At 58.7% G+C, this 24,203-nt stretch carries 22 protein-coding genes and 1 tRNA gene; 13 read left to right on the forward strand and 10 right to left on the reverse strand.

Annotated elements, in window-relative coordinates; genetic code table 11:
* The first annotated feature begins 61 nt into the window (after nucleotides 1–61).
* Nucleotides 62–301, forward strand: coding sequence for a YdcH family protein (locus tag ACG74X_RS05850; RefSeq protein ID WP_411233213.1), 240 nt, complete (start codon nucleotides 62–64; stop codon nucleotides 299–301).
* On the opposite strand, the gene ACG74X_RS05855 is transcribed toward ACG74X_RS05850, so the two are convergent.
* The gene (locus ACG74X_RS05855; protein ID WP_411233214.1) at nucleotides 298–816 is read right to left on the reverse strand and encodes a glutathione peroxidase; all 519 of its coding nucleotides are present in this window, start codon (nucleotides 814–816) and stop codon (nucleotides 298–300) included. The two genes, ACG74X_RS05850 and ACG74X_RS05855, sit on opposite strands and share 4 nt — an antisense overlap.
* Nucleotides 817–972: 156 nt before the next feature.
* Here ACG74X_RS05855 and ACG74X_RS05860 point away from each other — a divergent pair, with 156 nt between their 5' ends.
* Nucleotides 973–1,242 carry a DksA/TraR family C4-type zinc finger protein gene (locus ACG74X_RS05860; RefSeq protein ID WP_411233215.1) on the forward strand — a complete coding sequence of 90 codons (270 nt, stop codon included), beginning with the start codon at nucleotides 973–975 and terminating at the stop codon, nucleotides 1,240–1,242.
* Nucleotides 1,243–1,551: 309 nt separating this feature from the next.
* Here ACG74X_RS05860 and ACG74X_RS05865 read toward each other — a convergent pair whose 3' ends face one another.
* The 3 genes from ACG74X_RS05865 to ACG74X_RS05875 all read right to left on the reverse strand — a co-directional run bounded on the left by ACG74X_RS05865 (nucleotide 1,552) and on the right by ACG74X_RS05875 (nucleotide 6,043).
* Nucleotides 1,552–3,372, reverse strand: coding sequence for a M3 family oligoendopeptidase (locus ACG74X_RS05865; protein WP_411233216.1), 1,821 nt, complete (start codon nucleotides 3,370–3,372; stop codon nucleotides 1,552–1,554).
* 71 nt (nucleotides 3,373–3,443) lie between these two features.
* Nucleotides 3,444–5,036 (reverse strand): ATP-dependent DNA ligase, encoded by a 1,593-nt coding sequence (locus ACG74X_RS05870; protein WP_411233217.1) that lies wholly within the window; start codon nucleotides 5,034–5,036, stop codon nucleotides 3,444–3,446.
* Entirely contained in the window at nucleotides 5,033–6,043 is a 1,011-nt protein-coding gene (locus tag ACG74X_RS05875; RefSeq protein WP_411233218.1) for a ligase-associated DNA damage response exonuclease, read from the reverse strand. The genes ACG74X_RS05870 and ACG74X_RS05875 overlap by 4 nt, the downstream gene beginning before the upstream one ends.
* Nucleotides 6,044–6,167: 124 nt before the next feature.
* Here ACG74X_RS05875 and ACG74X_RS05880 point away from each other — a divergent pair, with 124 nt between their 5' ends.
* On the forward strand, nucleotides 6,168–6,938 hold the full coding sequence (locus ACG74X_RS05880) for an HpcH/HpaI aldolase family protein (RefSeq protein ID WP_411233219.1): 771 nt from the start codon (nucleotides 6,168–6,170) through the stop codon (nucleotides 6,936–6,938).
* A gap of 27 nt (nucleotides 6,939–6,965) precedes the next feature.
* Nucleotides 6,966–7,382, forward strand: coding sequence for a cupin domain-containing protein (locus ACG74X_RS05885; protein ID WP_411233220.1), 417 nt, complete (start codon nucleotides 6,966–6,968; stop codon nucleotides 7,380–7,382).
* Between the two features lie 15 nt (nucleotides 7,383–7,397).
* Here ACG74X_RS05885 and ACG74X_RS05890 read toward each other — a convergent pair whose 3' ends face one another.
* Both ACG74X_RS05890 and ACG74X_RS05895 read right to left on the reverse strand, forming a co-directional pair.
* Entirely contained in the window at nucleotides 7,398–8,333 is a 936-nt protein-coding gene (locus ACG74X_RS05890) for an alpha/beta fold hydrolase (protein WP_411233221.1), read from the reverse strand.
* Entirely contained in the window at nucleotides 8,333–8,623 is a 291-nt protein-coding gene (locus tag ACG74X_RS05895) for an SCP2 sterol-binding domain-containing protein (protein WP_411233222.1), read from the reverse strand. The genes ACG74X_RS05890 and ACG74X_RS05895 overlap by 1 nt, the downstream gene beginning before the upstream one ends.
* A gap of 91 nt (nucleotides 8,624–8,714) precedes the next feature.
* Here ACG74X_RS05895 and ACG74X_RS05900 point away from each other — a divergent pair, with 91 nt between their 5' ends.
* From ACG74X_RS05900 to ACG74X_RS05920, 5 genes are all read left to right on the forward strand, one after another.
* The gene (locus ACG74X_RS05900) at nucleotides 8,715–9,269 is read left to right on the forward strand and encodes a hypothetical protein (RefSeq protein ID WP_411233223.1); all 555 of its coding nucleotides are present in this window, start codon (nucleotides 8,715–8,717) and stop codon (nucleotides 9,267–9,269) included.
* A gap of 46 nt (nucleotides 9,270–9,315) precedes the next feature.
* A complete protein-coding gene (locus ACG74X_RS05905) occupies nucleotides 9,316–12,249 on the forward strand; it encodes a helicase-related protein (RefSeq protein WP_411233224.1) in 2,934 nt (977 codons plus the stop codon).
* 1 nt (nucleotide 12,250) lies between these two features.
* Nucleotides 12,251–12,631 (forward strand): RNA-binding S4 domain-containing protein, encoded by a 381-nt coding sequence (locus tag ACG74X_RS05910; protein WP_411233225.1) that lies wholly within the window; start codon nucleotides 12,251–12,253, stop codon nucleotides 12,629–12,631.
* A 49-nt stretch (nucleotides 12,632–12,680) separates the two neighbouring features.
* Nucleotides 12,681–13,019, forward strand: a complete 339-nt coding sequence (gene fdxA, locus ACG74X_RS05915; protein WP_411233226.1) for a ferredoxin FdxA — start codon at nucleotides 12,681–12,683, stop codon at nucleotides 13,017–13,019.
* 274 nt (nucleotides 13,020–13,293) lie between these two features.
* Nucleotides 13,294–13,812: a CarD family transcriptional regulator gene (locus tag ACG74X_RS05920; RefSeq protein ID WP_411233227.1), complete on the forward strand. Its 519-nt coding sequence runs from the start codon at nucleotides 13,294–13,296 to the stop codon at nucleotides 13,810–13,812.
* 46 nt (nucleotides 13,813–13,858) lie between these two features.
* Here the strand turns inward: ACG74X_RS05920 and ACG74X_RS05925 are convergent, their stop codons facing one another.
* Both ACG74X_RS05925 and ACG74X_RS05930 read right to left on the reverse strand, forming a co-directional pair.
* Entirely contained in the window at nucleotides 13,859–15,739 is a 1,881-nt protein-coding gene (locus ACG74X_RS05925; protein WP_411233228.1) for a monovalent cation:proton antiporter-2 (CPA2) family protein, read from the reverse strand.
* A 139-nt stretch (nucleotides 15,740–15,878) separates the two neighbouring features.
* Nucleotides 15,879–18,344: a hypothetical protein gene (locus ACG74X_RS05930; protein WP_411233229.1), complete on the reverse strand. Its 2,466-nt coding sequence runs from the start codon at nucleotides 18,342–18,344 to the stop codon at nucleotides 15,879–15,881.
* Between the two features lie 199 nt (nucleotides 18,345–18,543).
* On the opposite strand from ACG74X_RS05930, the gene ACG74X_RS05935 reads away from it, so the two are divergent.
* The 3 genes from ACG74X_RS05935 to ACG74X_RS05945 all read left to right on the forward strand — a co-directional run bounded on the left by ACG74X_RS05935 (nucleotide 18,544) and on the right by ACG74X_RS05945 (nucleotide 22,309).
* Nucleotides 18,544–19,197 carry an SIMPL domain-containing protein gene (locus ACG74X_RS05935; RefSeq protein WP_411233230.1) on the forward strand — a complete coding sequence of 218 codons (654 nt, stop codon included), beginning with the start codon at nucleotides 18,544–18,546 and terminating at the stop codon, nucleotides 19,195–19,197.
* Nucleotides 19,198–19,269: 72 nt separating this feature from the next.
* Nucleotides 19,270–20,274 carry a hypothetical protein gene (locus ACG74X_RS05940; RefSeq protein ID WP_411233231.1) on the forward strand — a complete coding sequence of 335 codons (1,005 nt, stop codon included), beginning with the start codon at nucleotides 19,270–19,272 and terminating at the stop codon, nucleotides 20,272–20,274.
* A gap of 157 nt (nucleotides 20,275–20,431) precedes the next feature.
* A complete protein-coding gene (locus ACG74X_RS05945) occupies nucleotides 20,432–22,309 on the forward strand; it encodes a DUF4214 domain-containing protein (RefSeq protein ID WP_411233232.1) in 1,878 nt (625 codons plus the stop codon).
* A gap of 155 nt (nucleotides 22,310–22,464) precedes the next feature.
* Here ACG74X_RS05945 and ACG74X_RS05950 read toward each other — a convergent pair.
* Nucleotides 22,465–22,554 (reverse strand) — tRNA-Ser (locus ACG74X_RS05950).
* Nucleotides 22,555–22,748: 194 nt separating this feature from the next.
* On the opposite strand from ACG74X_RS05950, the gene ACG74X_RS05955 reads away from it, so the two are divergent.
* The gene (locus tag ACG74X_RS05955; RefSeq protein WP_411233233.1) at nucleotides 22,749–23,456 is read left to right on the forward strand and encodes a hypothetical protein; all 708 of its coding nucleotides are present in this window, start codon (nucleotides 22,749–22,751) and stop codon (nucleotides 23,454–23,456) included.
* Here ACG74X_RS05955 and ACG74X_RS05960 read toward each other — a convergent pair.
* Nucleotides 23,393–24,202: a helix-turn-helix transcriptional regulator gene (locus ACG74X_RS05960; RefSeq protein WP_411233234.1), complete on the reverse strand. Its 810-nt coding sequence runs from the start codon at nucleotides 24,200–24,202 to the stop codon at nucleotides 23,393–23,395. The genes ACG74X_RS05955 and ACG74X_RS05960 overlap by 64 nt on opposite strands.
* Nucleotide 24,203 lies beyond the last annotated feature (1 nt).

Raw genomic sequence — 24,203 nt, forward strand, 5'->3', positions numbered from 1 at the left:
AAGTGCGGATCGGCCGTCTCTGTCAGTCTTGGTCCGAACAATTACAGGAGCAAGGCGCGCCATGTCGCATACACCCCACGAGCTGGCAGAAGAATTCCCCGAACATGTGGAAAAAATGAGCAATCTCAAGCAGTCGGACGCACATTTCGCCAAATTGTTCGACACGTATCACGAGGTGAATCGCAGAGTGCACCGCGCTGAAACCAATGTCGAACCGATGGAGTCACTGGCCGAAACGGACTTGCGCAAACAGCGCAGCGCGCTCAATGACGAGATCTGGTCTTACTTGCAGAAATCCTAATCCAAAAACGCTGTGACCGCCGAGGTTATGGGTCGCGACATGGGGCGCGCGTTCGCCCCGAATGTCGCGGCCACGCGTCCATCGGGGGCGATGAGAATTTTGTTAAAATTCCAACCCGGCTGGAACCCTACCTCGTCTTTGACCCATTTGTAAAACGGATGCGCGGTGTCGCCAAGAATGGGGGTGATTGTAGTCATTGGGAACTCCAGGCCGAAATTCACCTCGCAGAATTCCTTGACGTCTTCATTCGACCCCAACTCTTGACGAAAATCATTGGAGGGTACGGCCAGCACAACAAGGCCCGCATCCCTATAGGTTTCATACAGCGCCTGAAGCCCATCATACTGACGGGTGTAGCCGCAGCGCGACGCCGTGTTGACCACCAGCACTGGCTGTCCGCGCCAGTCTGACAAGGATATGTCGCCGCCATCTATCGACGGAAAGGTGAAATTGGCGGATGCCGCCTGTGTGATGCTTGCTGCACACAGAAATACCAAGGCCAGAAGGCTGCGCATGTGAACTCTCCTTTCCGCACGATGTAGCGGGCGGCGGGCTTAGGAAAAGACCATAGGTTCTGGAAAGTCTCGCAACTTTTGCAATTTGCCCATGTCTTGGCAGATTGCCTGCCATATCCCATATATGACCAAAGCAACTGGCAAGGATGAAGGACCATGGCGGGCGGATGGGCGCGTGACGGCGCTGTTCAAGAACAGATCGATGCTTCCATCAACGATGAATTGGCGCGTCTGAAATCACAAAAAAGGCTGGTCGGGGAAAGCCTGACCCATTGTGCGGAATGTGAAGAACCGATCCCGGAAAAACGCCGCCTTGCGCTGCCGGGGGTGAAGCTGTGCATCGACTGCCAACAGGAACGCGACACGGCCTATCAGGCGCGGGGCGGGATCAACCGGCGTGGATCGAAAGACAGCCAGTTGAAATGATGCGCGTTCGCATTGTCTGAGGATTTGCCCCCCAAACCAGGCATCGCCCCTGTCTGGTACAAACCAGTTTTCGGCTGCTTTGACGTGTCTCAGACTGGCACACTTCGGACATGGATATTTTCAGCAAGAAGAAAGGGATGCCGGTTTCCCGAACATCCCCTGGAAGGTGAAACCTTCTCCTTGCACGGCCATCGGCGTCCCCGCCTGTACCGCGCCACAATCGTTGCACAGCTTGGTTAATATTGCGTTGACGGCTTTCTTCTTGCTAAAAATATCCCCGCCGGAGGCATCCCACGGGGACAGGCGCGCTTAGCGTTCCATGGCTTCCAATTCGTCGATAAAGCCCGAGATCATGCTTAGCCCCTTGTCCCAGAACTTGGGATCGCTGGCATCAAGGCCGAAGGGCGCAAGCAGGTCTTTGTGGTGCTTTGATCCGCCCGCTTTCAGCATGTCGAAATACTTGTCCTGAAAGCCATCAGGGTTTTCTTCGTAGACGGCATAAAGCGCGTTCACGAGGCCATCGCCAAAGGCGTAGGCGTAGACGTAGAAGGGCGAGTGCACGAAATGCGGGATGTAGGCCCAGAACGTCTCGTACCCGTCCATGAATTCAAACGCCGGTCCAAGGGATTCGGCCTGCACCGACATCCACAGCGCGTTGATGTCGTCGGGCGTGAGTTCGCCCGTCCGGCGCGCGGCGTGGAGTTTGCATTCGAAATCGTAGAACGCGATCTGGCGGACGACGGTGTTGATCATATCCTCGACCTTGCCCGCCAGCAGGACTTTCTTTTCGGCATCGTCCTTCGCGTTGTCGAGCATCCGGCGGAAGGTCAGCATTTCCCCGAACACTGATGCCGTTTCAGCAAGGGTCAAGGGCGTGGAAGCCAGCATTTCGCCCTGTTCGGCGGCCAGAACCTGATGCACGCCGTGGCCCAGCTCGTGTGCCAGTGTCATCACATCGCGCGGCTTGCCCAGATAGTTGAGCATCACGTAGGGGTGCACCGTTGTGACGGTGGGATGCGCGAAGGCGCCAGGGGCCTTGCCGGGTTTCACGGCGGCGTCGATCCAACCATCGGTGAAAAAGGGCTTGGCGATCTCGGCCATTCGTGGATCGAAGGCGTTGTAGGCGGACATGACCGTCTCGGTCGCCTCGTCCCAGTTGACGATCTTCGTGCTTTCCATCGGCAGGGGCGCGTTGCGGTCCCAGACCTGCATCACGTCAAGGCCCAGCCACTTGCGCTTGAGCTCGTAGTAGCGGTGGCTCAGCTTGGGGTAGGCGGCGACCACGGCGTCGCGCAGGGCTTCGACAACCTCGGGTTCCACATCGTTCGACAGATGCCGCCCGGTCTGTGCGCTGGGCATGCCGCGCCAGCGGTCCATGATCTCTTTTTCCTTGGCTTGGGTGTTGTGGACGCGGGCGAAAATCTTGATGTTTTCGGCAAAGACAGCAGCCAGCTCTTTCGCTGCCGCTTCACGTTTGCTGCGGTCCTGTTCAGTCAGCAGGTTCAACGTGCCTTCGATGTTGAGCGGCTCTCCGTCCACCTCGAATTCCAGCCCTGCGATGGTTTCATCGAACAGCCGTTCCCACGCGTCGCCGACAACGCCCAGATCGTGCAGGAATTTCTCCATCTCGTCGGACAGCTGATAGGGCTTCATCGCGCGGATGCGGCGGATGGCGGGTTTGTAGCGGGCCAGATCGGCGTTCTCGTCGAACAGCGCGTCGATCTTTGCATCCTCGATCCGGTTCAGTTCGAGCGTGAAGAAGACCAGAGGCGTGGTGTAGATCGTGATCTTCTCCTGATGGTCTGACATGAACTTGGCGCGCTCGGCGTCCGTGGTCAGCTGGTAGTAGCGCAGGCCCGCATAGGACATGATGCGGCCCGCGATGTTTTCGATCTTTTCGTGGCGGTGGATGGCGGTCAGAAAGCCGTCGGCATCCAGATCGGCCAGCTTGCCTTCGTAATCGGCGGCAAAGCTGCGGCAGGCCTCTTCCAGCCAATCCAGATCGCGCTTCAATTCGGCGGCGTCGTCGGAGGGGTAAAGATCTGTCAGGTCCCATTCCGGCAGGTTGCCAAGGTCCTTTCCCCCGCTTTGGGCGTTTGCATCATAGGTCGGGGAAGGGGTGCGCAGCATGGGTCGTCTCCTGTTCTTTTGTTATCCCTGAACCTGTGCTGTGCGCCCCGAAGGTTCAAGGGGCAAAGCGGTCAGCCATAGGTTTCCAGCAGCACCTTGAGGTGATCAAGCGTGTTCGCCTCTTGCAGCGGTTTGTCGTGCCGCCAGCGGGACATACGCGGAAACCGCAGCGCGATGCCGGATTTGTGCCGGGGAGAGGCGTGGATACCTTCAAACGCGATCTCGAACACATGATGCGGCGTGACCTGCCGCACGGGTCCAAAGCGCCGCTGCGTGTTCTTGCGCACCCAGGCAGTGATCTTGCGAAACTCCTCGTCCGTCAGGCCGGAATAAGCTTTGGTAAACGGCACCAGATCGTTGCCGTTCCAGACCGCAAAGGTGAAATCGGTGAACAGGTTTGCGCGCCGCCCGTGGCCTTGCTGGGCATAGATCATTACGGCGTCGACCGTGAGCGGGTCGAGCTTCCATTTCCACCAATCACCCTTCTTGCGGCCTGCAAGGTACGGGCTGTCCTTGCGTTTGAGCATAAGCCCTTCGGCGCGCGCGTCGCGGGCGGTGGCGCGGATGTTGGCAAGGGTGTCCCAACTGTCGAAAGTAAGCGGCGGCGCTGGGCGGATGGGGGCGTCTGCGGGCAGATCGTTAAGCAAAGCATCCATCCGCGCGCGGCGGTCTTGCAGGGGCAGATCGCGCAGGTCTTTGCCATTTTCTTCCAACAGATCATAGGCGAGGAGGATTACTGGCGCTTCTTTCAACAGCTTCTTGGGCACCGTCTTGCGCCCGATCCGGGCTTGCAGCGTGTTGAAGGGGAAAGGCTGTGTGCCGTCCCAGGCGACGATCTCTCCATCCAAAACGATACCATCTGGTAAAAAATCCCGCAGGCGGGCGAATTCGGGGAAGCGGTCGGTCATCAACTCTTCGCCGCGGGACCAGACGTGGTGCGTGCCACCCCGCAGGATCACTTGGCCACGGATGCCGTCCCATTTCCACTCCGCTTGCCAATCCTCGGGCGCGCCAAGGCTTTCGGGGCCATCTTCCAGTTGGTAGGCAAGGTAGAACGGGTATGGGCGGCTGTCGTCTGCGGCGGCGTCTTCGGCCTCGATCAAGTCGTGATAGGTCGTTGTTTCGGGAGTCCAGCCCCCCATGAGCCTATGTGCGAGGCTGGCCTCCTCTTGCCCCGTCGCCTTGGCCAAGGCGCGGGTCATCAGTTTCTGGCTGACGCCAATGCGAAACCCGCCGGTGATCAGTTTGTTGAACAGGAAGCGTTCCGTTGGGTCGAGCTGATCCCACGCGTCAAGAATACGCGCCTTGCGTTGGTCAATGTCGCGCGCCGCGAGCGATTTCAGCTCGGTGATCCAATGGGTCAGCGGCAGGTCGCTTTCCCGGCAGGGTGGCGGCAGGATCAGCGCGATGGTTTCGGCCAGATCGCCAACGATGGGATAACTTTCTTCCAGTAGCCAAAGGGGAACGCCGCCCACCTCGGCCGCCCATTCGCGCAGTTGGGTTGTGGTGACAGCACGCTTGGGGCGACGGCCCGAGAAGAGGGCGATGGTCCACAGCTTATCGTCGTCGCTGGCGCGGGCAAAGAAATCCGCAAGGGCATTGGTTTTAAGCGTCGTTTTGGTGGTCTGATCGACCGTGGTAAACAGGGCGGCAAAGTCTTTCATGCGGCTTCTTCCGCCTCATCGTCCTCGCCACCGAATTCGGTTGGCACCACCTGCGCGTTGTAGCCTTGTGTGTTCAGCCATCGGGCAAAGATATCCGTGTAACCATGCGTAGCATATATGTTTTCAGCGCCGGTCTGTTCAATCGCCTGCATCAAACCGGGCCAATCCGCGTGGTCTGAGATGACAAAGCCCCGATCCGCGGCCCGGCGGCGGCGGACACCGCGCAAGCGCATCCAGCCCGAGGCGAAGGCCGTGGAGGATGGGCCGAATTTGCGCGACCAGGCCGAGCCCAATGCCGAGGGCGGCGCGATGACCAACGCGCCGGGGTGGTCCTTGACGTTCAGGTCCGCGGTGACGTGGATCGTGTCAGGCAGGCTGTAGCCTTGGGCGCGCAGCACCGCGTTGGTGTTTTCCACCGCGCCGTGGGTCAGGATGGGGCCGATGTCTGCGTCGACCATCGACAGCAGGCGCTGTGCCTTGCCCAGCGAGTAGGCCCCGAGGATGGACGCTTTGCCGTCGCGCGCATTGGTCGCCCACCATTGGTTCAGCGACGCGGCCACGTTCTTCTGTTCGTCCCATTTGAAGACCGGCAACCCAAAGGTGCATTCGGTGATGAAGCTGTGGCATGGGACCGGCTCGAACGGCTCTGAAATGCCGTCGGGCACCACTTTGTAGTCGCCCGATGCGACCCAGACCTCGCCCTTGACCTCGACCCTGATCTGGGCAGAGCCGGGCAGGTGACCTGCGGGATGGAACGACACCAAAGCTTCGCCAATTTTACGCGCCTCACCGAATTTAACGGTTTCGACACGGATATCGCCCAATCTGTGCCGCATCACCGGCGCGCAGGCATCGGTGCACAGGTAGCGGCGATGCCCGGGGCGCGCGTGGTCGGCGTGGCCATGGGTGATAAGTGCGCGGTCAACCGGCCGCCATGGATCAATAAAGAAATCACCTGCCGCGCAATAAATGCCGCGGTCGGTGAAACTGAGAACTTGGTGGGTCATATGTGTCAGTATAGGGCCTGCACATCGCATCTCCAGAGGGTTGCCAAGCGCGATCCGGGGCGTAGTGTGGCGAAAACTGTCCCTAATCGCCTGACCATGGCGACCCGACCAGACGGAGTTTGCCATGCAAATCGACGGATTTCGCCAACGTCTATTGTCTCGCCTGCCATTGGCCGGCACTTTTCTTAAAACGCCCGCATATCAGTTGATCGAAATTCTGGCGCAGTCTGAACTGGATTTTGTCTGTTTGGACGCCGAGCACGCGCCATTTGATCGCAGCGCGATTGATGCCTGCTGTGCCATGGGGCGGGCGCTTGATTTTCCCGTGCTGATCCGGGTTGCCGACAGCTCTGCGCGGGAAATCCTGCAAGCCCTCGATTGTGGGGCGGTTGGGGTTGTGGTGCCGCATGTGGACAGCGCGGAAAAGGCGGCTCATGTTGCACGCTCAGCACGGTTCGGGCGCGGTGGGCGTGGCTATGCGGGATCGACGCGATGGGCTGGCTATGCCACTCACTCGATGCCGGATTTGCTGAAAAAATCGGTCGAAGAGACCGTTGTGATGGCCCAGATCGAGGAACCTGAAGGGGTCGACGCCTGTGACGACATCGCAGCAACGGACGGGATTGATGCGCTTTTTTTGGGGCCTGTCGACCTGTCGGTCGGGTATGGGCACGACAATCAGACATCGGACGACCTGTTCAATGCGATGGAGCGGGTTGGACGCGCGGCAACCGCGGCGGGCAAGGCGTATGTGTCGTGGGTGGCCAACGCGCAGAAAGCGCAGGATTGGTCAAAATACGGGATGAGCTGCTTTTTCATCTCGTCCGAACATTCCTGGATGCGGGCAGGGGCCACGGCAGAGGCGCGCGGCGTGCATGAAATCGGCAAGATTTGAGGTCTGAGGGCCAAAAAAGGACGACGTATGAAAGAAACATCGCTTCCGCCAGCTGCTGATGCAACATCGCCTGCTGGTGCCGATATTCGGTTCATCATGGACGGACCGACGGGAAATATGATTCACAGCACCGTTCCGCCTGGACAGATCAACAAAGCGACGCGTCATGCCACGGTCAGCGAGTTTTGGTATGTTCTGGAAGGCGAAGGAGAGATCTGGCGGCGAGAGGGTGATGCAGAACGCGTCACACGCCTTGTTCCCGGGCGTTCGATCGACATCCCTGTTGGAACCGCGTTTCAGTATCGGAATATCGGCAATATGCCTTTGACATTCATTTGCATTACAATGCCGCCCTGGCCCGGCGATCACGAAGCATCGCATCTTGACGGCGCATGGGAGCCAACCGTGGGAACCGATCATTCCAAGCCGCGATCAAAGACCTGACGCCCGCAAGTGGTGTCACGCCAGCCCCGAAAACAGCGAAATGGCCGACCCTGTGACCTGACGGCGGGTATTGGCGGCTTCCATGAGCACTTCGTGTTCTGCCCCGTCCACCAAAAGCAGTTTTCCCCCCGACCAGCGGGTCATGCGGTCGCGGATGGCCTGTGTGTCGACGATGCGTTCATTTGCGCCCACAAAGCACAAGGCCGGAATGGCCGGGGCGGGTTTGTTGGCAAGCGCGCCGCATTCGGTCAAAGCCGATTGCAACCAGCTGTAAGAGGGGCCGCCTAGCCCGAACCTGGGTTCGGCTTCGACATGGCGACGCATATAGGCAAACATCCCGGGATCGGTGGTCAGTAGGTTGTCCTTGAACGGGGCGCTGGTCAGGTAGCTTTCCCGTGCCGTGCCGGGGGCAAGGCGGTGGCCCTGACCAAAAAGCCCCATGACCCGTGGCAACACCCATGCCGCCGGGCGTAAATATGGGGCCATCATGATGCCCCACATCGGCCCGGTGAAAACGACGGCAGTCATATCAGCACCCTGAACAAGCGCGCGCAGCCCGATACAGCCCCCCATTGAATGCGCCAGCATGAACCACGGTTTCGGGAGCGCTTTTTGCAGGGCAAAGGCGCGCATCGCGGCCCAGTCTTTCTGGAAATCCTGAAACCGGTCAACATGACCCACCATCGGATCGGGGCTCAGGCGGTCTGCCATGCCCTGATTGCGCCAATCAATGGTCAAAACGTCAAATCCGGCCCCGGTAAAATCATCGGCGGTGTGGCCGTATTTTTCGATATATTCGGTGCGCCCTGGCAGAATAAAGACCGTGCCCTTGGCCTGGCTGCCGGGGGCATGCCCCACGCGAATACGCACCCCGTCCGAGGTGCGCAGCCAGTGGGCCTGGGTCTGTGGCCCTTCGGCCAGATCCGCCCGGTACGGTGCTGGGTCGGCCATCAGGCCAGCGTTGACGCCAGTTTCATCGCCATACCCATATCGCCGTCAATGGTCAGCCGGCCCGACATAAAGGCCGAGGTCGGATTGAGCGAGCCGTCAAAGATTTCACGATAGGTGTCCGCATCGGCGGTGAAGGTCACGTCGGCATCGCCTTCGCCTTCGCGCGCACCTTCGCTGTCGACGATCATGCTGCCTTCGCCTTCGATGTTGAACTGCGCGGTGCCGTCAATCCCGTTGCCACCCAGTTTTTCATTCAGGGCGGTCACCGCCTGTGCCACAACATCGCTCATACGCCTGTCTCCTTTGTGATCGCGCATTGAAAGGTGGGACTGGCTTTGTGCCAGCCACACGCTAGACTTAGCTCAAGTTATGAGGTGCTCCATGCGCAAATACAAATCTGCCGTTGCGGCATTTCTTTTGGTCTCGGGTGTTGCTGCGGTGCCTGTTGTCGCACAGGACGATCCGCTGGAAACCCTGATGCGGGATCTGGCGCAATCCGAGTCAGAGCAGGCGGCGGACCGGCTTGAACGTCAGGTGCGCCAGGAATGGGAGAAATCCGGCTCGGCTGCGATGGATCTGTTGCTCAAGCGTGGCAAGGACGCGATGGCGGTCGACGATAACGAGGCTGCGATGGACCATCTGACTGCGCTGACTGACCATGCCCCGGATTTTGCCGAAGGCTGGCATGCCTTGGCGCTGACCTATTACCGCGCCGAGATGTTCGGCCCTGCCGCCGATGCGCTTGAGCGCACGCTGGCGCTTAACCCGCATCATTTCGGGGCACTGCGTGGCTTGGGGGCCATCCTTGAGCACCTGGACAAGCCTGCGCTTGCTTATGATGCCTATTCGCGGGTACTGACCTTGCGTCCGCACGACTCTGATGTCATCGAGGCGATTGAGCGGTTGGAACGCGAGGTGACGGGCACACGCCTGTAACATCTGCAGCATCTGCGCTGGAACGAAGCGGTAAAAGGCAGGCAACATGGCCGGACACGCGCGGGTTGCGGCCATTCTTGGCCCGACCAACACAGGCAAAACCCACTACGCCATTGAACGGATGCTGGGCTATCGCACCGGCATGATTGGCCTTCCGTTGCGGCTTTTGGCGCGCGAAGTGTATGACAAGATTGTCGCAATTCGCGGGCCATCGGTGGTGGCGCTGGTCACTGGTGAAGAACGGATCGTGCCGCCGCGTGCGCAATACTGGGTCTGTACGGTTGAGGCCATGCCCGAGGGGATGGGCTGCGATTTTGTCGGTATTGATGAAATTCAGGTCTGTGCCGACCCCGAGCGGGGGCATGTGTTTACCGACCGGTTGTTACGGATGCGCGGGCTGCATGAGACCTTGTTCATGGGCTCAGACACCATGCGCGGGCCTATCGCGGAACTGGTGGATGGGGTTGAGTTTGTCCGCCGCGAGCGGATGAGCCAGCTGACCTATACCGGATCGAAAAAGATCAGCCGCTTGCAGCCCCGCACGGCGATTGTCGGCTTTTCGGTCGAGAACGTCTATGCGATTGCCGAATTGTTGCGCCGCCAGAAGGGCGGGGCGGCTGTTGTCATGGGTGCGCTCAGCCCCCGGACGCGGAATGCGCAGGTGGACCTCTACCAGAACGGAGAGGTGGATTACCTTGTCGCCACCGACGCTATCGGGATGGGGTTGAACCTCGATATCAAACATGTGGCGTTTTCGTCGTTGACCAAATTTGACGGGCGGCGGATGCGGCCTTTGATGCCAAATGAACTTGCGCAAATCGCGGGCCGGGCCGGTCGGGGCATGTCGAACGGCACATTTGGGGTCACCGGAGAGGCCAGCCCGCTGCCCGATGACGTGGCTGACGCGATCACCAATCACCGGTTTACCCCGTTGAAAAAGCTCAACTGGCGCAGCGCAGATCTGCGCTTTGGCAGTATTGATGCGCTGATTGCGTCGCTCGAAGTGGCTCCACAGGATGACCGTCTGGTCAAGGCGCGCGAAGCGGATGATCTGCAAGCGCTCAAGGCGCTAAGCCAGGTGGCCGAGGTCGTCGCCCGCGCCTCTGATCCGCGTTCGGTGCAGCTTTTGTGGGATGTGTGCCGTATTCCAGACTTCCGGGGCATCAGTCATGCGGAACATGCGGGGCTGTTGGACGTTATCTTCGGGCATCTGCACCAAAAAGGCACGATCCCGGATGATTTTCTGGCGCGACAGGTCAATCGCATAGATAGGACAGATGGCGACATTGACACGCTGTCCAAACGATTGGCGTATATCCGCACATGGACCTATGTGGCGCAACGCAAAGGCTGGGTGCATGACGAAAGCCATTGGCGCGGTCTGACGCGCGCTGTAGAAGACCGATTATCCGACGCCTTGCACGAGCGTCTGACACAACGATTTGTCGACCGGCGCACATCCGTGCTGCTGCGGCGGTTGAAACAGAAGGAGGCCCTCTTGGCCGAAGTGAATGATAAAGGTGAAGTCACCGTCGAAGGCGAATTTGTCGGGCGACTTGAAGGGTTTAGGTTCCGTCAGGACAAGGACGCGACCGGACAGGAAGCCAAGACGCTGAAAACAGCATCGTTGCAGGCATTGGCCCCGCATTTCCATTTGCGTGCCGATCGGTTCTATAACGCGCCCGATACCGAAATTGATTTCACCGAACAAGGTGGCCTCATGTGGGGCAATCAGGCGGTGGGCAAGCTGACCGCAGGCGATGATCCGCTCAAGCCGCGTGTTGTGGCCTTTGTCGATGATGAGGCCGGAGTGGACGTGGCCCAAAAGGTCGAACGCCGCTTGCAGCATTTCATTGACCGCAAGATTGCCGCGCTGTTCGAGCCGTTGCTGAACCTGCAAAATGACGAAACCCTGACCGGCCTGGCCCGTGGCTTTGCCTTTCGCATGGTCGAGGCGATGGGCATTTTGCCGCGTGCTGACGTGGCCGATGATGTCAAAGCGCTGGATCAAGAGGCGCGCGGGATGCTGCGCAAGCATGGTATCCGGTTTGGTCAGTTCACCATCTTCATGCCGCTGCTTTTGAAACCGGCCCCGACGCGTTTGCGTCTGGTGTTGTGGAGCCTCGCCAAGAATCTGGATGTGTTCCCCGAATCGCCGCCTCCGGGGCTGGTCACGGTCCCGAACACACCCGGCACACCTGCCGAGCATCATATGGTGTCAGGTTATCGTGCCGCCGGGGATCGGGCCATTCGCATCGACATGCTGGAACGGCTGGCCGATCTGCTGCGGGCGCAGGACAGTCGCAAGGGCTTTGAAGCCAATCCGGACATGCTGTCGATCACCGGGCTCACGCTTGAACAATTTGCCGATCTGATGGGCGGGCTGGGCTATAAGGCCGAAAAGGCCGAACGCGAAAAGGTCCGTCCGGTCGATGCGGTTATCCCCGGAGCGGATGCCGCTGTCGCCAAGGATCAGGACGCCGCCACGGACGGGGCGGTGCCGGTCGAGGACACGCCGGTGATGGATGCCGCGCACGACGGCGCACCCGGCGCGGTGGCCGACCCGGTCTCTGAAGAGCCCGCGCAGGTGGCCGACACAGGTGTTGCACCTGTCGCGGAAACACCGGTCGAAGCCCCCGCCGAAGGCGGTGTCGACGTCAATTCCGAAACCGAGATTGATCCAGGCGCAGCGCCGGACGCGGATGTGGCGGGCCCCGAAACCGAAGTCTTTTACACCTTCACCTGGCGCGGCACCCGCCCGAACCGCCAGGGCCCCCGCGATGGTGGTGCCGCACGGCGCGACGGCAAAAAGCCCCAAGGCGGCGACCGCCCACGCGGCAAAGGCAAACCGAAAGGCAAAGGCAAACCACGGGATGTAGGCCCAAAGACCTTTGCAGCCAAGCCACCGCGCAAGGAAAAGCAGATCGACCCGGACAATCCTTTTGCAGCAGCTTTGATGGGGCTGAAAGGCAAGGACTGACTTGACCGACGCGACGCAGAAACTGCGCGTGGACAAATGGCTGTGGCACGCGCGGTTTTTCAAGACACGCAGTCTGGCGGCCAAAGTGGTGTCGGCGGGTAAATTACGGGTCAATGGGCAACCGATTGCCAAACCGGCCTATGGGGTGGCCGCGGGGGATGTGCTGACCTTTCCGCAAGCCAAAGAGGTGCGGGTGATCAAGTTGATTGCCCTTGGTGAACGGCGCGGCCCTGCGCCCGAGGCACAGGCGCTGTACGAAGATCTTGATCCTCCCAAATTGCGGGATACAGTGCCGCAAGTGCCTCGTTTTGAAGGAAAAGGGCGTCCGACAAAGAAAGATCGTCGCGCTCTGCAACAAACCGGGTCTGATCTGCTTGAATGAGTCTAAACTCTGGCTTAGCTAGCGGGTGAACGTGTAACGGAAGCCTGACATGACATACATTGTTAATGACGCCTGTATTGCCTGTAAATACACCGACTGCGTTGAAGTGTGCCCGGTTGACTGCTTCTACGAAGGCGAGAACATGCTGGTGATCCACCCGGACGAATGTATCGACTGCGGTGTGTGCGAGCCGGAATGCCCTGCCGATGCCATCCGTCCCGATACCGAACCGGATATGGACAAGTGGGTGGAATTCAATCGCAAGTATTCCGAAATGTGGCCGGTGATCATCACCAAGAAAGACCCGCTGCCTGACGCTGAAGAGCGGGACGGAGAGAGCGGCAAGCTTGAGAAATACTTCTCCGAAGCGCCCGGCGAAGGCGGTTGATGATTCGCGCCGCAAACGGATCAGCCAAGGATGTGGCGCGTAGATGTCTGAATTTGTTGGGAAATGCGCAGGAATCTGAGCCCTACCGCAAACCGGCGATTCGTGGTATGCTTTGCGCAATGCAAACGACACATATGAGACATCGCCCCGCTGTTAGGGGCAGGATAGCTGACGCAAGCTAATTCTGAGTATCGGCAACAAACGTCCGGAAGCTTTGCTTCCGAGCGTCATTTTTGTTTGCGATCTCGCAGGTTCACGCCAGGAAAGGTTCCGAATGACCAAGTCAAAGAAAACAGAGTTTCGCCCGAATGAATATGTGGTTTATCCCGCCCATGGGGTAGGTCAGATCGTCTCTATCGAAGAGCAGGAGATTGCCGGGATCAATCTTGAGTTGTTTGTCATCTCTTTCGAGAAGGACAAAATGACGTTGCGGGTGCCGACACACAAGGCGACGGAAATCGGGATGCGCTCACTCAGCTCTCCTGATGTTGTCAATCAGGCGATGAAAACGCTCAAGGGCAAGGCCAAGGTGAAGCGGGCCATGTGGTCACGCCGGGCACAGGAATATGAACAGAAAATCAACTCGGGCGATCTGATTGCGATTGCCGAGGTGGTGCGCGACCTGCACCGCGCTGATGACCAGCGCGAGCAAAGCTATTCAGAGCGCCAGCTGTACGAAGCCGCGCTGGAGCGCTTGACGCGCGAGGTTGCCGCGACCTCTGGTGGAGACGAGCTGGCAGCGGCCAAGCAGGTCGGTGACGTTTTGCTGTCGCGCGCGCCCGCTGCCGCCTGATCCAGTCTGAATAATGTCAAAAACGGCTCCGCTTGGGGCCGTTTTTTTATGCGGCGTCGTTGGTATTGGCCTCAAGCGTGGCCAGCAGGGATGTTTCCAGTTCTTTATCAAGCTCTTTCGCGCGTTCAATATAGGCTTCGTTCTGCACCGACGGCACGTCCGGGTCCCACAGATTGGCCAGTTCCCGCACGGCGTATCTGTCGTGATGATAGAACAGACGTTCGGCCTCTGACGCTTCAAAATCGCTAAGGCCGACATTCTCAAGCACGTACCGTCCGGCGCGCAACGAACTGTCGAACAGTTCGCGCACAATGTCATTCGCACCGGCCTGATAAAGCCGGTACGTGTGCGTCCGGTCACGGGATCGGGCCACAATGTGAATGTCTGGACGGACGCGGCGCGCGTAATGCACCAGCTTTTCGGCCGCCACAGGATCGTCCAGAGCCACCATCAAAACGCGGGCTTTTTCGATCCCGGCGGCGTGCAAAAGATCAGGGCGCAGCGGATCGCCGAAAAATCCCTTGTATCCGTAGCGACGCATCAGCTGGATGGTTTTTAGATTGTTGTCGATGACGATGGTTTTAGCCCCGACCGATTGAACAAGGCGGTTCACGATTTGACCAAATCGGCCAATTCCGGCGATGATCACGGTGCCCTGATCGTCGATCTGGTCATGTTCAGGGTCTTCGGTGCCGTCTGTGATCCGTTTGGACAGAATTTCATACAAAATAAACGCCAAGGGTGTAATCAACATCGACAAGGCCACAATCAGCAGCAGTCGGTCCGCCATTTCTGGGGGCAGGATGGATTGCTGTAGCGAAAAGGAAATCAGCACGAAGCCGAATTCTCCGGCCTGTGCCAGCCCGAGTGTGAACAGCCATTGATCACGTCCCCGCAATTGAAATGCCCGGCCCAGTACGAACAGGATAACACCTTTGAGCAGCATCACACCCAAAGCGAGGCCCAGAATGATCACCGGTTCGGAAAACAGCAGGTTAAAGTCGATGCCTGCTCCCACGGTGATAAAGAACAGGCCCAGCAACAATCCCTTGAAAGGTTCGATGTCCGATTCCAGTTCGTGACGGAATTCGCTATTGGCAAGCACCACCCCCGCCAGAAAAGTGCCAAGCGCAGGTGACAACCCGACCGCTGTCATCAGAAAGGCAATGCCGATCACAATCAGCAGAGCCAGCGCGGTATACATTTCGCGCAGACGGGCGGCATGGATATAGCGGAAAAGCGGGCGCGCGCCGTATATTCCGCCCAGGATGATCAAGGCCACAGCCCCCAGTGTCACCAATGTGACGCCCCAACCGGGCAGTCCTTCGACCAACGACATCGTGTGCCCGTGGGCGTCGGCCCCATGGTCTTCCAAATTGCGCTGGATCGACCCATCAGAGGTCAGTGTCGGCCCCGGTGTCACTGCCAGCAGCGGCAGGAACACCAACATCGGAATGACCGCGATGTCCTGGGTCAGCAAAACCGAAAATGCGGATCGCCCGCCGCCGGTTTGCATCAAGCCCTTTTCGCTGAGCGTTTGCAAAACGATGGCGGTGGAGGACAGAGCGAAAATCATGCCGATTGCCAGTGAAACCTGCCAGACAAGCCCCATCATCATCGCCGCAACCATAACCGCCAGCATGGTGATGCCGATCTGCAGCCCGCCCAATCCGATCAGCCGGTGCCGCATGTCCCAAAGAGCGCGCGGTTCAAGTTCGAGGCCAATGATAAACAGCATCATGACAACGCCGAATTCCGCAAAATGCTGCAAATCGGTTGTGTCGGCCACAAGACCAAGCCCGGGTCCGATCGCGACACCGGCAAGCAGATAGCCCAGCACCGAGCCAAGACCCAATCGCGCGGCGATAGGAACAGCAATCACCGCCGCAAGCAGGAACACCGATGCCAGAAACAGAAATTCGCCCATAATCACATTGCCTTTTGCTCTGTGAGCAGGATGCAGGTGGCGGTGAGGGAATTGCAACCAAGCGGTGCTGAAACGGCGTAAATAATCGCGGTATTCCCGGTTTTATCACAGCGTATGGACCGCAGACCCGCGTTGACCGTCAGCCGTCCGGCATATCCAGAACAACGTTGCGCCCGTTTTTGGTGTAGCGCAGTTCGCTGGCACCAATAGCCGCGACCCGACCGCCGTCAAGCCGATCTCCGACCGCCACTTTCTGGTAACGGCCATTGGACAGCCGAACCAGCGCCCGCCGATTTGAGGGCTTGCCATAGACGCCGATCAGGTTGATCCGACGCAGATTGATTGCATTCGTGACTGTCGCTTGCCGGGCCACGCTGGCCGAGGATGGAATCCGGGGCTGGACCGTGCGTGGCGCAACTGCGGCGACTTGGGTGACTTCGGCTCTTTGCGTTTGCTGGACTTCACGCGCGCGGGCCACGATCCGAGAGAAATTTCTGGGCCGTGTGACCGGTTGAACCGATTGTGCGACGGCAAATTGGGTCGCTTCGGGCTGTGCGTTTTCCTCGGCCGCTTTCAAGGTGGCCGGGCGCAGAACGGGGCGGAACGCGGCAAGCTCGGCGCGGGTGTTGCCAGCCAATGTGGCGCGTTCATTGTTTTCGACCAGACCTTGCGGGCGGATGCGCGGCCTGACGTCTTGCAGCGGTGAGGCAACAGCGGCTTCGGCAGTGTCTTGATCTGGTTCAGGTATGACCTCGGGGGCAGCTGGTCTGGCGGGCGGCAAAGCCGGGGGCAAACCCGCAAAGATGCGCACACCTTCGGGGTTCAGCGCCCCTTCTGGTGTTGCAACCACCAGACCGCGCGGGTCCAGATCATAGCGTGATCCGGGGGGCGGTGGATTGGACAGGGACAGGTATGTTTCATCGTTGCGCAGCATCGTGGCACTGGGCAGAGCGACTGCATCGAATTGTTGGACGCTGCCGTCGATTGACGCCACATAAAGATCATCAAGCGAGGTCAGGGATGGCGGGGCCGGGGCATCTGGTGACTTTTGCCAGATGCCGGTCGCCGCATAGCGCGCTGCTGCCTCTTGGGGGGTAAGTGCAGCAGGCGGTGGCAAAACATCGGACAGGCCACTTGCGTCGGGTGCATCGCCATCACCGGTGTCCAGCGCGGCCACGTCAACATCTGCCTCATCCGGCGGTGCGGTTACCGACCCGTCAATCGGTTGCAATTCAACATCCGGCAATCGCGCAATCGACGGCGTGTCATCCCGGTCAAAGAAACGGGAAATGCCTTCATCGACAAACACCGTCGCCCAGGCCGCAACCGCCAAAAGAAAGATCAGCAAGGCGCTGGTCAGCATCAGGCCCAGAAAGCGGGGTTTGCCTCCGATCTGCGGTTCGGTTCGGGCACCGAAAACGGTCAGTCGCTGGCGTTCATCCGGGATGTTTGCCGGTTCATCAGCGGTTTTTGCGCCGGACCGGTTGGCGCGCATTGCGGCAATGCGGGCCACGGCAGCGCGGGCCGGGCCGGGATCATGGGGTGTTTTGACCTCGGGCGGCGTGGGCGGTGGCATTTTCGGCGCGGGTGGTGCAACGCTGTCCGGCTTGGGCGGTTTGCTGTTGGCGTCTTTTGTCCGGCGGCTGAACATGCCGACGCCTTTGCGCTGCTGCGGGTCATCTGCTGGTTCGACCTGCAGACCCGGAGCGGTGACATCGGTGTCACGGGCAGATTTGCGCGCCCCACCCAATTTGAAACGCGGCGCGGGGGCGTCGGTGTCAGCTTTCAGCGGGATCGCGGGCCCGGGGGGGGCTGCATCATCCGTTCGTGACGCGCGGATCGACGCGAAAGACACGGCAGGTGGAGGGGAGGGGAGGACAAGCGGCCTGTCGGATGTGCCGCTGTCCGTTTGTGATGGATCGGCGGCACCGGGGGTGAGGCCTATATCCTCATGTTCGTCCCGGTCCTGCGATGTATCACTGTCCTGAACCTCGGATGATGGTGGCGGGGACCGGTCCTCGGGTTCATCGGCGGGGTCTGTCGTATCGTCAGAAACGGTGTCGTCGCTTGCTTCTGGCGGCACGATGACAATCGCGGCGCTGTCTTTTACGGGGGCATCGCCGTCCCAGCTGGCTGTGGGTCCGAAAAAGACTTCACCTTCAAAATTGCCTTTTTCGGCGATTGCGGTAAAGCACACCGGTTCAAAATGATGGCTTTTGGCAAAGGCCTCGGCCTCGTCTAGGGTTTCATTGGCCACTGCGGCCACAAAAACGGTGCCGTCAGACACCGTCCAGTCAAATGTCAGATCATCAACCGCATATGGCGTGGCACCGTCCAGCGCGCGGCGAATGTCCTGTTGCAGCGCATCGCCGGTCAAACCGGTTTCCGGAAAGCGCAGATATTTGATCTGCTCATTGGGAAGAACCAGCTTTACCTGTCCGCCATGGGGCGACACGGCGTCGGCTTCGGTGCGCAGATCGGCGAGGGCGCTTCGCAGGTCGGTGGCGTCCAGGGCGACGTCACCAATGAGTGTCCATCCGCTGGACACGCGGCGCAGCAATGAAATACCATCGAAGGAAAGGGTCAGGGCAAAGTCTGGCGTCATACTTTATTTTAACAGTCCTTTGAGCGGGATGGGAGTCACTTAGACAGGTCTTTTAGGCTTTACAGCGGGCTTTTGCGCAGCGTCCGTTCGGGGCTTGTCAGGCACGCATCGGCCATGGACTCTGCGCCAAATTCAAATCAGGCACGAGGGTACAATGAACACAGTTAAAAGCATATTAGCCGTTATAAGCGCCGTTTTTATGGTGACAGCGGCGTCAGCCGATAGCGTGGGCCAGATCACCGTCACCGGGGAGGGACGCGTTTCGGCAGCTCCGGATATGGCTGTGATCACCATCGGGGCATCCGCAGAGGACAAGACGGCCAAGGTCGCGATGGACAAGACCTCGCAAGTCACGGGTGCGATTCTTGAGAATCTGACACAGTTCGACATCGCGCCACGGGACGTCCAGACCTCTGATCTGTCATTGCGACCTGTCTGGGACAACCGCGCCTCTGGAACAGATCAGCCGCGCATCCGCGCCTATTCCGCGTCCAACCGTGTCACCGTGCGCATTCGGAATCTAGATGATCTGGGAGCGGTCCTTGATGCCGTCCTGACGGATGGTGCTAACCAATTGGGCGGGTTGAGTTTCACCCTGTCTGATCCCGAACCGGTGCTGAATGATGCACGGATCAGGGCGGTGGCGGATGCGCGGGCGCGGGCTGAATTGTTCGCCCAGGCCGCCGGGGTTGAATTGGGTGCTTTGGTCAGTCTGAGCGAAACCGGCGCACGCACTCCGCGCCCCGAGATGTTCAGCATGGCGCGCGCGTCTGATGCGGGCGTGCCCGTAGCCCAGGGAGAGACGGAAATACGCGCAGGTGTCACACTTGTCTACGAGATCGCGACGCCTTGATTTCACACCTTTGCGAAGCCCCCGGCGCGCCATATACATTCGAAAAAATGCGCATGTTCGAGAAGGGGCTTCATGGCACAGGCCAAAACCAAGGATCACACCGTCAATGTTCTGATTATTGGGCAAATGGGGCGTCTGGCCTACGAGGCCCTGCTTTTTGCGCTTTCTCTTAAGGCAAGCACCGGCGGCACGCGGTTCAAGCTTTTCGTTGGCGAACCTCAGCCCTCTGATCGGTGGACCACTGACCCGACCATTCGTCCCGATGTTCTGAAAGATATGCTGGTCGCACAAGGGGCCACCATTCTTCCTTTTGAAACCCGGCATTTCGGCAGTGACTATCCCTATGGAAACAAGATCGAAGCGTTGTTTGCCTTGCCCAAGGATGAACCTTTTTTGTTCTTCGACACCGACACGCTGATCACTGATGACTTGGCGAAGGTTCCGTTTGATTATTCAAAACCGTCGGCGTCCTTGCGCGTCGAAGGCACCTGGCCGCAGATTGAATTATACGGGCCCGGATATTCCGATACCTGGAAATCGCTTTACACGCGCTTTGATCTGGATTTCGAAAGCTCGCTGGATTTGTCCCAGCCGGATGAGCATTGGCGGCGGTATCTTTATTTTAATGCGGGCTTCTTTTTCTACAAATGCCCGCATGTGTTCGGTCAAACCTTTCTCGACATGGCACTGTCGATCCAGTCCGATCCTCCTGCCGAATTGGTCTGTCAGCAATTGAAACCATGGCTTGACCAGATCGCTTTGCCGCTTGTCATTCACAAACTTGGCGGCGGCCGCGATACGGTGCCGCCCGGATATATTGATGGCAAAACCTCTGTCCATTACCGCAATATGCCGCTTCTTTATGCCCGGGAAAGCGATGATACTATCGCGTTTCTGGAAAAAATCGCGGCACCCAATCCAGTCAAGAAGATCCTCAAAGGCTATGAACCGTTCAAGCGGATGATCTATCAAAACCGCGGCCACAAGGTGCGTGCATTGTTCGACCGGGATCACCTGCCAACCCGCGAACAGCCCATTCGACAGAAGATCAAAAAGAACGGCTTCTGGATGGCGTGAACCTGCCGATTGTGCGGCCTGTGGCGGGTCATATCGCGGTTTACTTTGCCGGACGGGTGGTTAGGATCGCGCTGGAACGACCTTACCACACCCACAGTCAGGCGCGACCGGTGGACCGGCAGGTCCTGAGGTGCCGCACTTGTATCCCGGAGGACCCATGGCCTTTCAAACCGGTTTTTTCTTTGGTCCATCGACAAGCACTGTAATCGACGTCGTTTTGGGCGGGGCTGCATGGGATTTGGAACAATCCACCGTTCTGTCATGGGCAATTGCGGATGGGTTGAATGGCGAAACCTTTCCGGATCGGGCTTTTGCAATTGATTATTTCGGTGACGCCCTTGCCGCATTCGAGCCGTTTATCGACGTTACGTTCAATTACATCGGCGCGTTTGATGACCCAATCGCAGCAGGCGCGGCCGGATCGGATATCACCTATACGCTTGAATCGGATGCCTTTTCCGACACGCTGGCATTTGCCTATTATCCGGCCGAACCGGGCACGCCCTTTGAGCTCTATGCAGCCGAGCCGGGGGACGTTTTTCTCAACCTGGAACATCCGACAATTGCGGACTCCAGCTTCAGGCCTGGCTCGGAAGGTTATCTGACAGTTCTGCACGAGATCGGCCACGCGCTTGGCCTCAAGCATCCGTTTGAAACCGCGTTCGGGTTTCCGGCATTTGCGGACGCAAATCTTGATAATCTGCTTGAGACAGACTGGATCTCAATCATGTCCTATTCGGATCAGTTCGAGTTGCAAGAAGAGAAATGGGACCCGGCCACGCCGATGCTGCTTGATATTCTTGCGCTGCAATACATGTACGGGCCGAATCCGACGATCAATGCAGGCGACACGGTGCATCGCCTTGAAAACCAAGAGTATTATTATGCAATTGCCGATGCCAGTGGCACCGATACGATTGACATGTCAGCCATGTCAGAAGCATGGCAGGTGATTTTGCCGGACGGGCAGCCCAGCACGGAAGTGGACACGCAGGTCGGTTTTGCGACCAAACTGTCCGAGTATCGCGACGCCCTGACGGACATTGTCCCGACCGAATTTGTCTGGCTGACAGGCGAGATCGAAAACGCCATAGGGTCGCAGTTTGGGGATGGGCTGATTGGCAATGACGCGGTCAACAGGCTGGAGGGGGGGCGCGGCAATGACAGCTTTAAGGGCGGTGGCGGGAATGATGTCATTCTGGGCGGCGCTGGTAATGACACCAGCCAATATGACGCCCCGCAATCTGCCCACACGGTATCGCTGCGCGCTGATGGAATAACCGTCACCGACAGAACAGCAACCGGCGCAGGCCAGGACACCCTGTCCGAGATCGAGTTTCTTGAGTTTGGTTCGGGCGATGACAGATCGGTGTTCAACCTGTCCCAGTTTGGCGGCACCGCAGGGCTAACCGAGGCAGAGCTAAGTGCATTTATCGAACTCTATATCGCCTATTTCGACCGCGCCCCGGATGCGGTTGGTCTGGGCTTTTGGGGGACGTCCTTTGCCGATGGCACAACCCTGTCCGATATGGCGCGCCTGTTTATGACCCAGGACGAAACACGCGAGGCCTATCCGGCGGACATTAATAATGCGGCATTTGCCACGGTTGTGTATGACAACGTGCTGGGACGGACCCCCGATCAGGCGGGTTTTGACTTTTGGGTCAGTGCCTTGGACCGGGGCTCTGTGACGCGGGATCAGTTTATTCTCGAAGTTCTGAACGGCACCAAAGCCACGGCCGGTCCGGATGCATCGCAAGAGTTCATCGTTCAACAGCAGGCTGATCGTGACTACCTGTCGGCCAAAACCGAGATCGGCGCAACCTTCGCCGTCCATCGCGGCATGTCAGACGTTGCAAACGCCAGAGAGGTCATGTCTTTGTTCGACGGAAGCCAAGCCAGCCTCGACGCGGCCGCTGCCGCAATCGATCAATTCCACGCCGCCGCTCTGGACGCCGAAAATGGTGAATTCCTGCTTCAAATCATCGGCGTGATGGACCCGGCCTTGGCGTCAGACGATCTTGGCATCGCATAAGACAACACCCGCCCGAACTCGTCCCGCATATTGGTGAACGCCGGACGTGTCTTGCCCGGCAACGCCCCGTCGCCATGTCATAAATTGCTGGTGGTCAAGGTAAGATTTAGATTTCCACCCGCTCCGGGGTTTATCGTAGCATGGCTTGGGTGTGGTGGCGGAGAGACAGGGATTCGAACCCTGGGTGGGCTTGCACCCACAACGGTTTTCGAGACCGCCCCGTTCGACCACTCCGGCACCTCTCCGTCGTTGGCGTGACTAGAGTCTTCCAGACCCGACTGCAAGCCCCAATCGGCGTTTTGACCGATCGATTTCGATACGGCATTTCGCCGGTGCGGATTACCCACGGCTGCATCGCGTTCTTTGCAAGAGGGATGGTTATTCAGTTTGAATAAGATTGATCTTTGAAGCCTCTGATCAACCTAAAGTGGAGGCTTCCATGTCTATTGTTTCAAACCTAGATGTCATGACATTGTTCAGTACCTGCCTGTCCGGCCTGGCCGAGCGGGGTGTTTCGGTTCACGAGTCGTCGGATTTTGCGCAATGTGAGCAGCGGATGACGGCTATTGGCAAAGCCGGGTTCACGCCCATGTTGTCATCTGACTTTAACGATCTGTCCAAGGATCATGCCGGCTGGCTGATCCTGCATCGGGACGGGCGGGATATCGGCGGCGTGGCGGCGCGGCTTGACAGCTTGAACCGCGAAAGCCTGTCAGAGTTTTGGGCCCGCAGCTATGGTCGGATGTATAACGGATCGGGTGCGTTGAAGATGTCGCGCAATTGCGATGAAATTGCGGGCAAAGTCATGTATATGGGCGAGTTTTTCATTGCCAAAGAGGCGCGGGGGTCGCGGCATCTTTTGTCGCTTTTCACACATTTGTTGTTTGCTTATGCCGCGCTGCGCTGGCAGCCGGATTGGCTATATGCCTTTGTGCGCGCCGATGATGTGCGGTTGGGCTACGCATCGGAATACGGGTTCACCCGGCAATATCCCGGCGTTCATTTGTGGGACAAACGGCCAAAGGGGCGTGCCGAAGGCGAGTATCTTGTGGCGCTTCCGGCCGGGGATTTGATGCGTATGGCTCAGTTCTTCAGGGAACGGCCTTCGTGTCTTTTGGGCGTGGATTCGCTCAAAAGGGTCGAGTAATTCAGGACATAAGGCTGCCCGAAGGCGTCGGTCACGGGCAGCATCAACCGCACAAAGCTGATCTCAAGCGGCGCGTCGAGTTCGGGCAATTCGACGACGCGCGTCTGCTGCGAGATCATGCCTACGCCGGAATGAGAGACAGAGCGGATATGTGTGTTCAGCTCTTGCAGGTCCACATCATTCAAAGAGGCGAGAAACCGTTCCATCCGCTCGTTTGCGCTTGATCCCAATGTCGCGGCAGACAGACCAAGGGGGCCGACATGTTGAACACCCGGAATAGAGCCGTCGGCTTCGGCGGGTTTGATAAGGTCGACATGCGGCGTCAGCTCTGCGCATTGGGCCAGGTCGCCGCCGGTTTCTTTCCACCATGCGATGATCGAATCCATCGTCGGACGATCGCTCACCGCGTCGAGGGATTTTTCCGCCGCTTTGAAGATCGCGGACATCAGACGTGCGGCCTGTTGGTCGACATCCTGCAGGGGAAGAACCTGAAAGTCTTTGGCCAGATGGTGTTTGGGATCGCGCAACAGCACCTCGACCGGCACGTCCAGAGCGTTGGCCAGACGCAGCGGGACGGCCATATTAGGCAAGGTGGTGCCGTTCAGGATGCTGGCGACCTGTTCGGCATCGTCAAAGCCCGCGCGCTGTGACAGTTCGGCGGGGGTCATCCCATGCCGATCAAGCATCTGCTCTATGTTGGTTTTGAAGTTCTTCAGGACCGTTTCGTCAGAATGTGTCGCGTGCATG

This window comes from Marivita sp. S0852 (genome assembly GCF_046591575.1).
GTDB lineage: Bacteria > Pseudomonadota > Alphaproteobacteria > Rhodobacterales > Rhodobacteraceae > Marivita.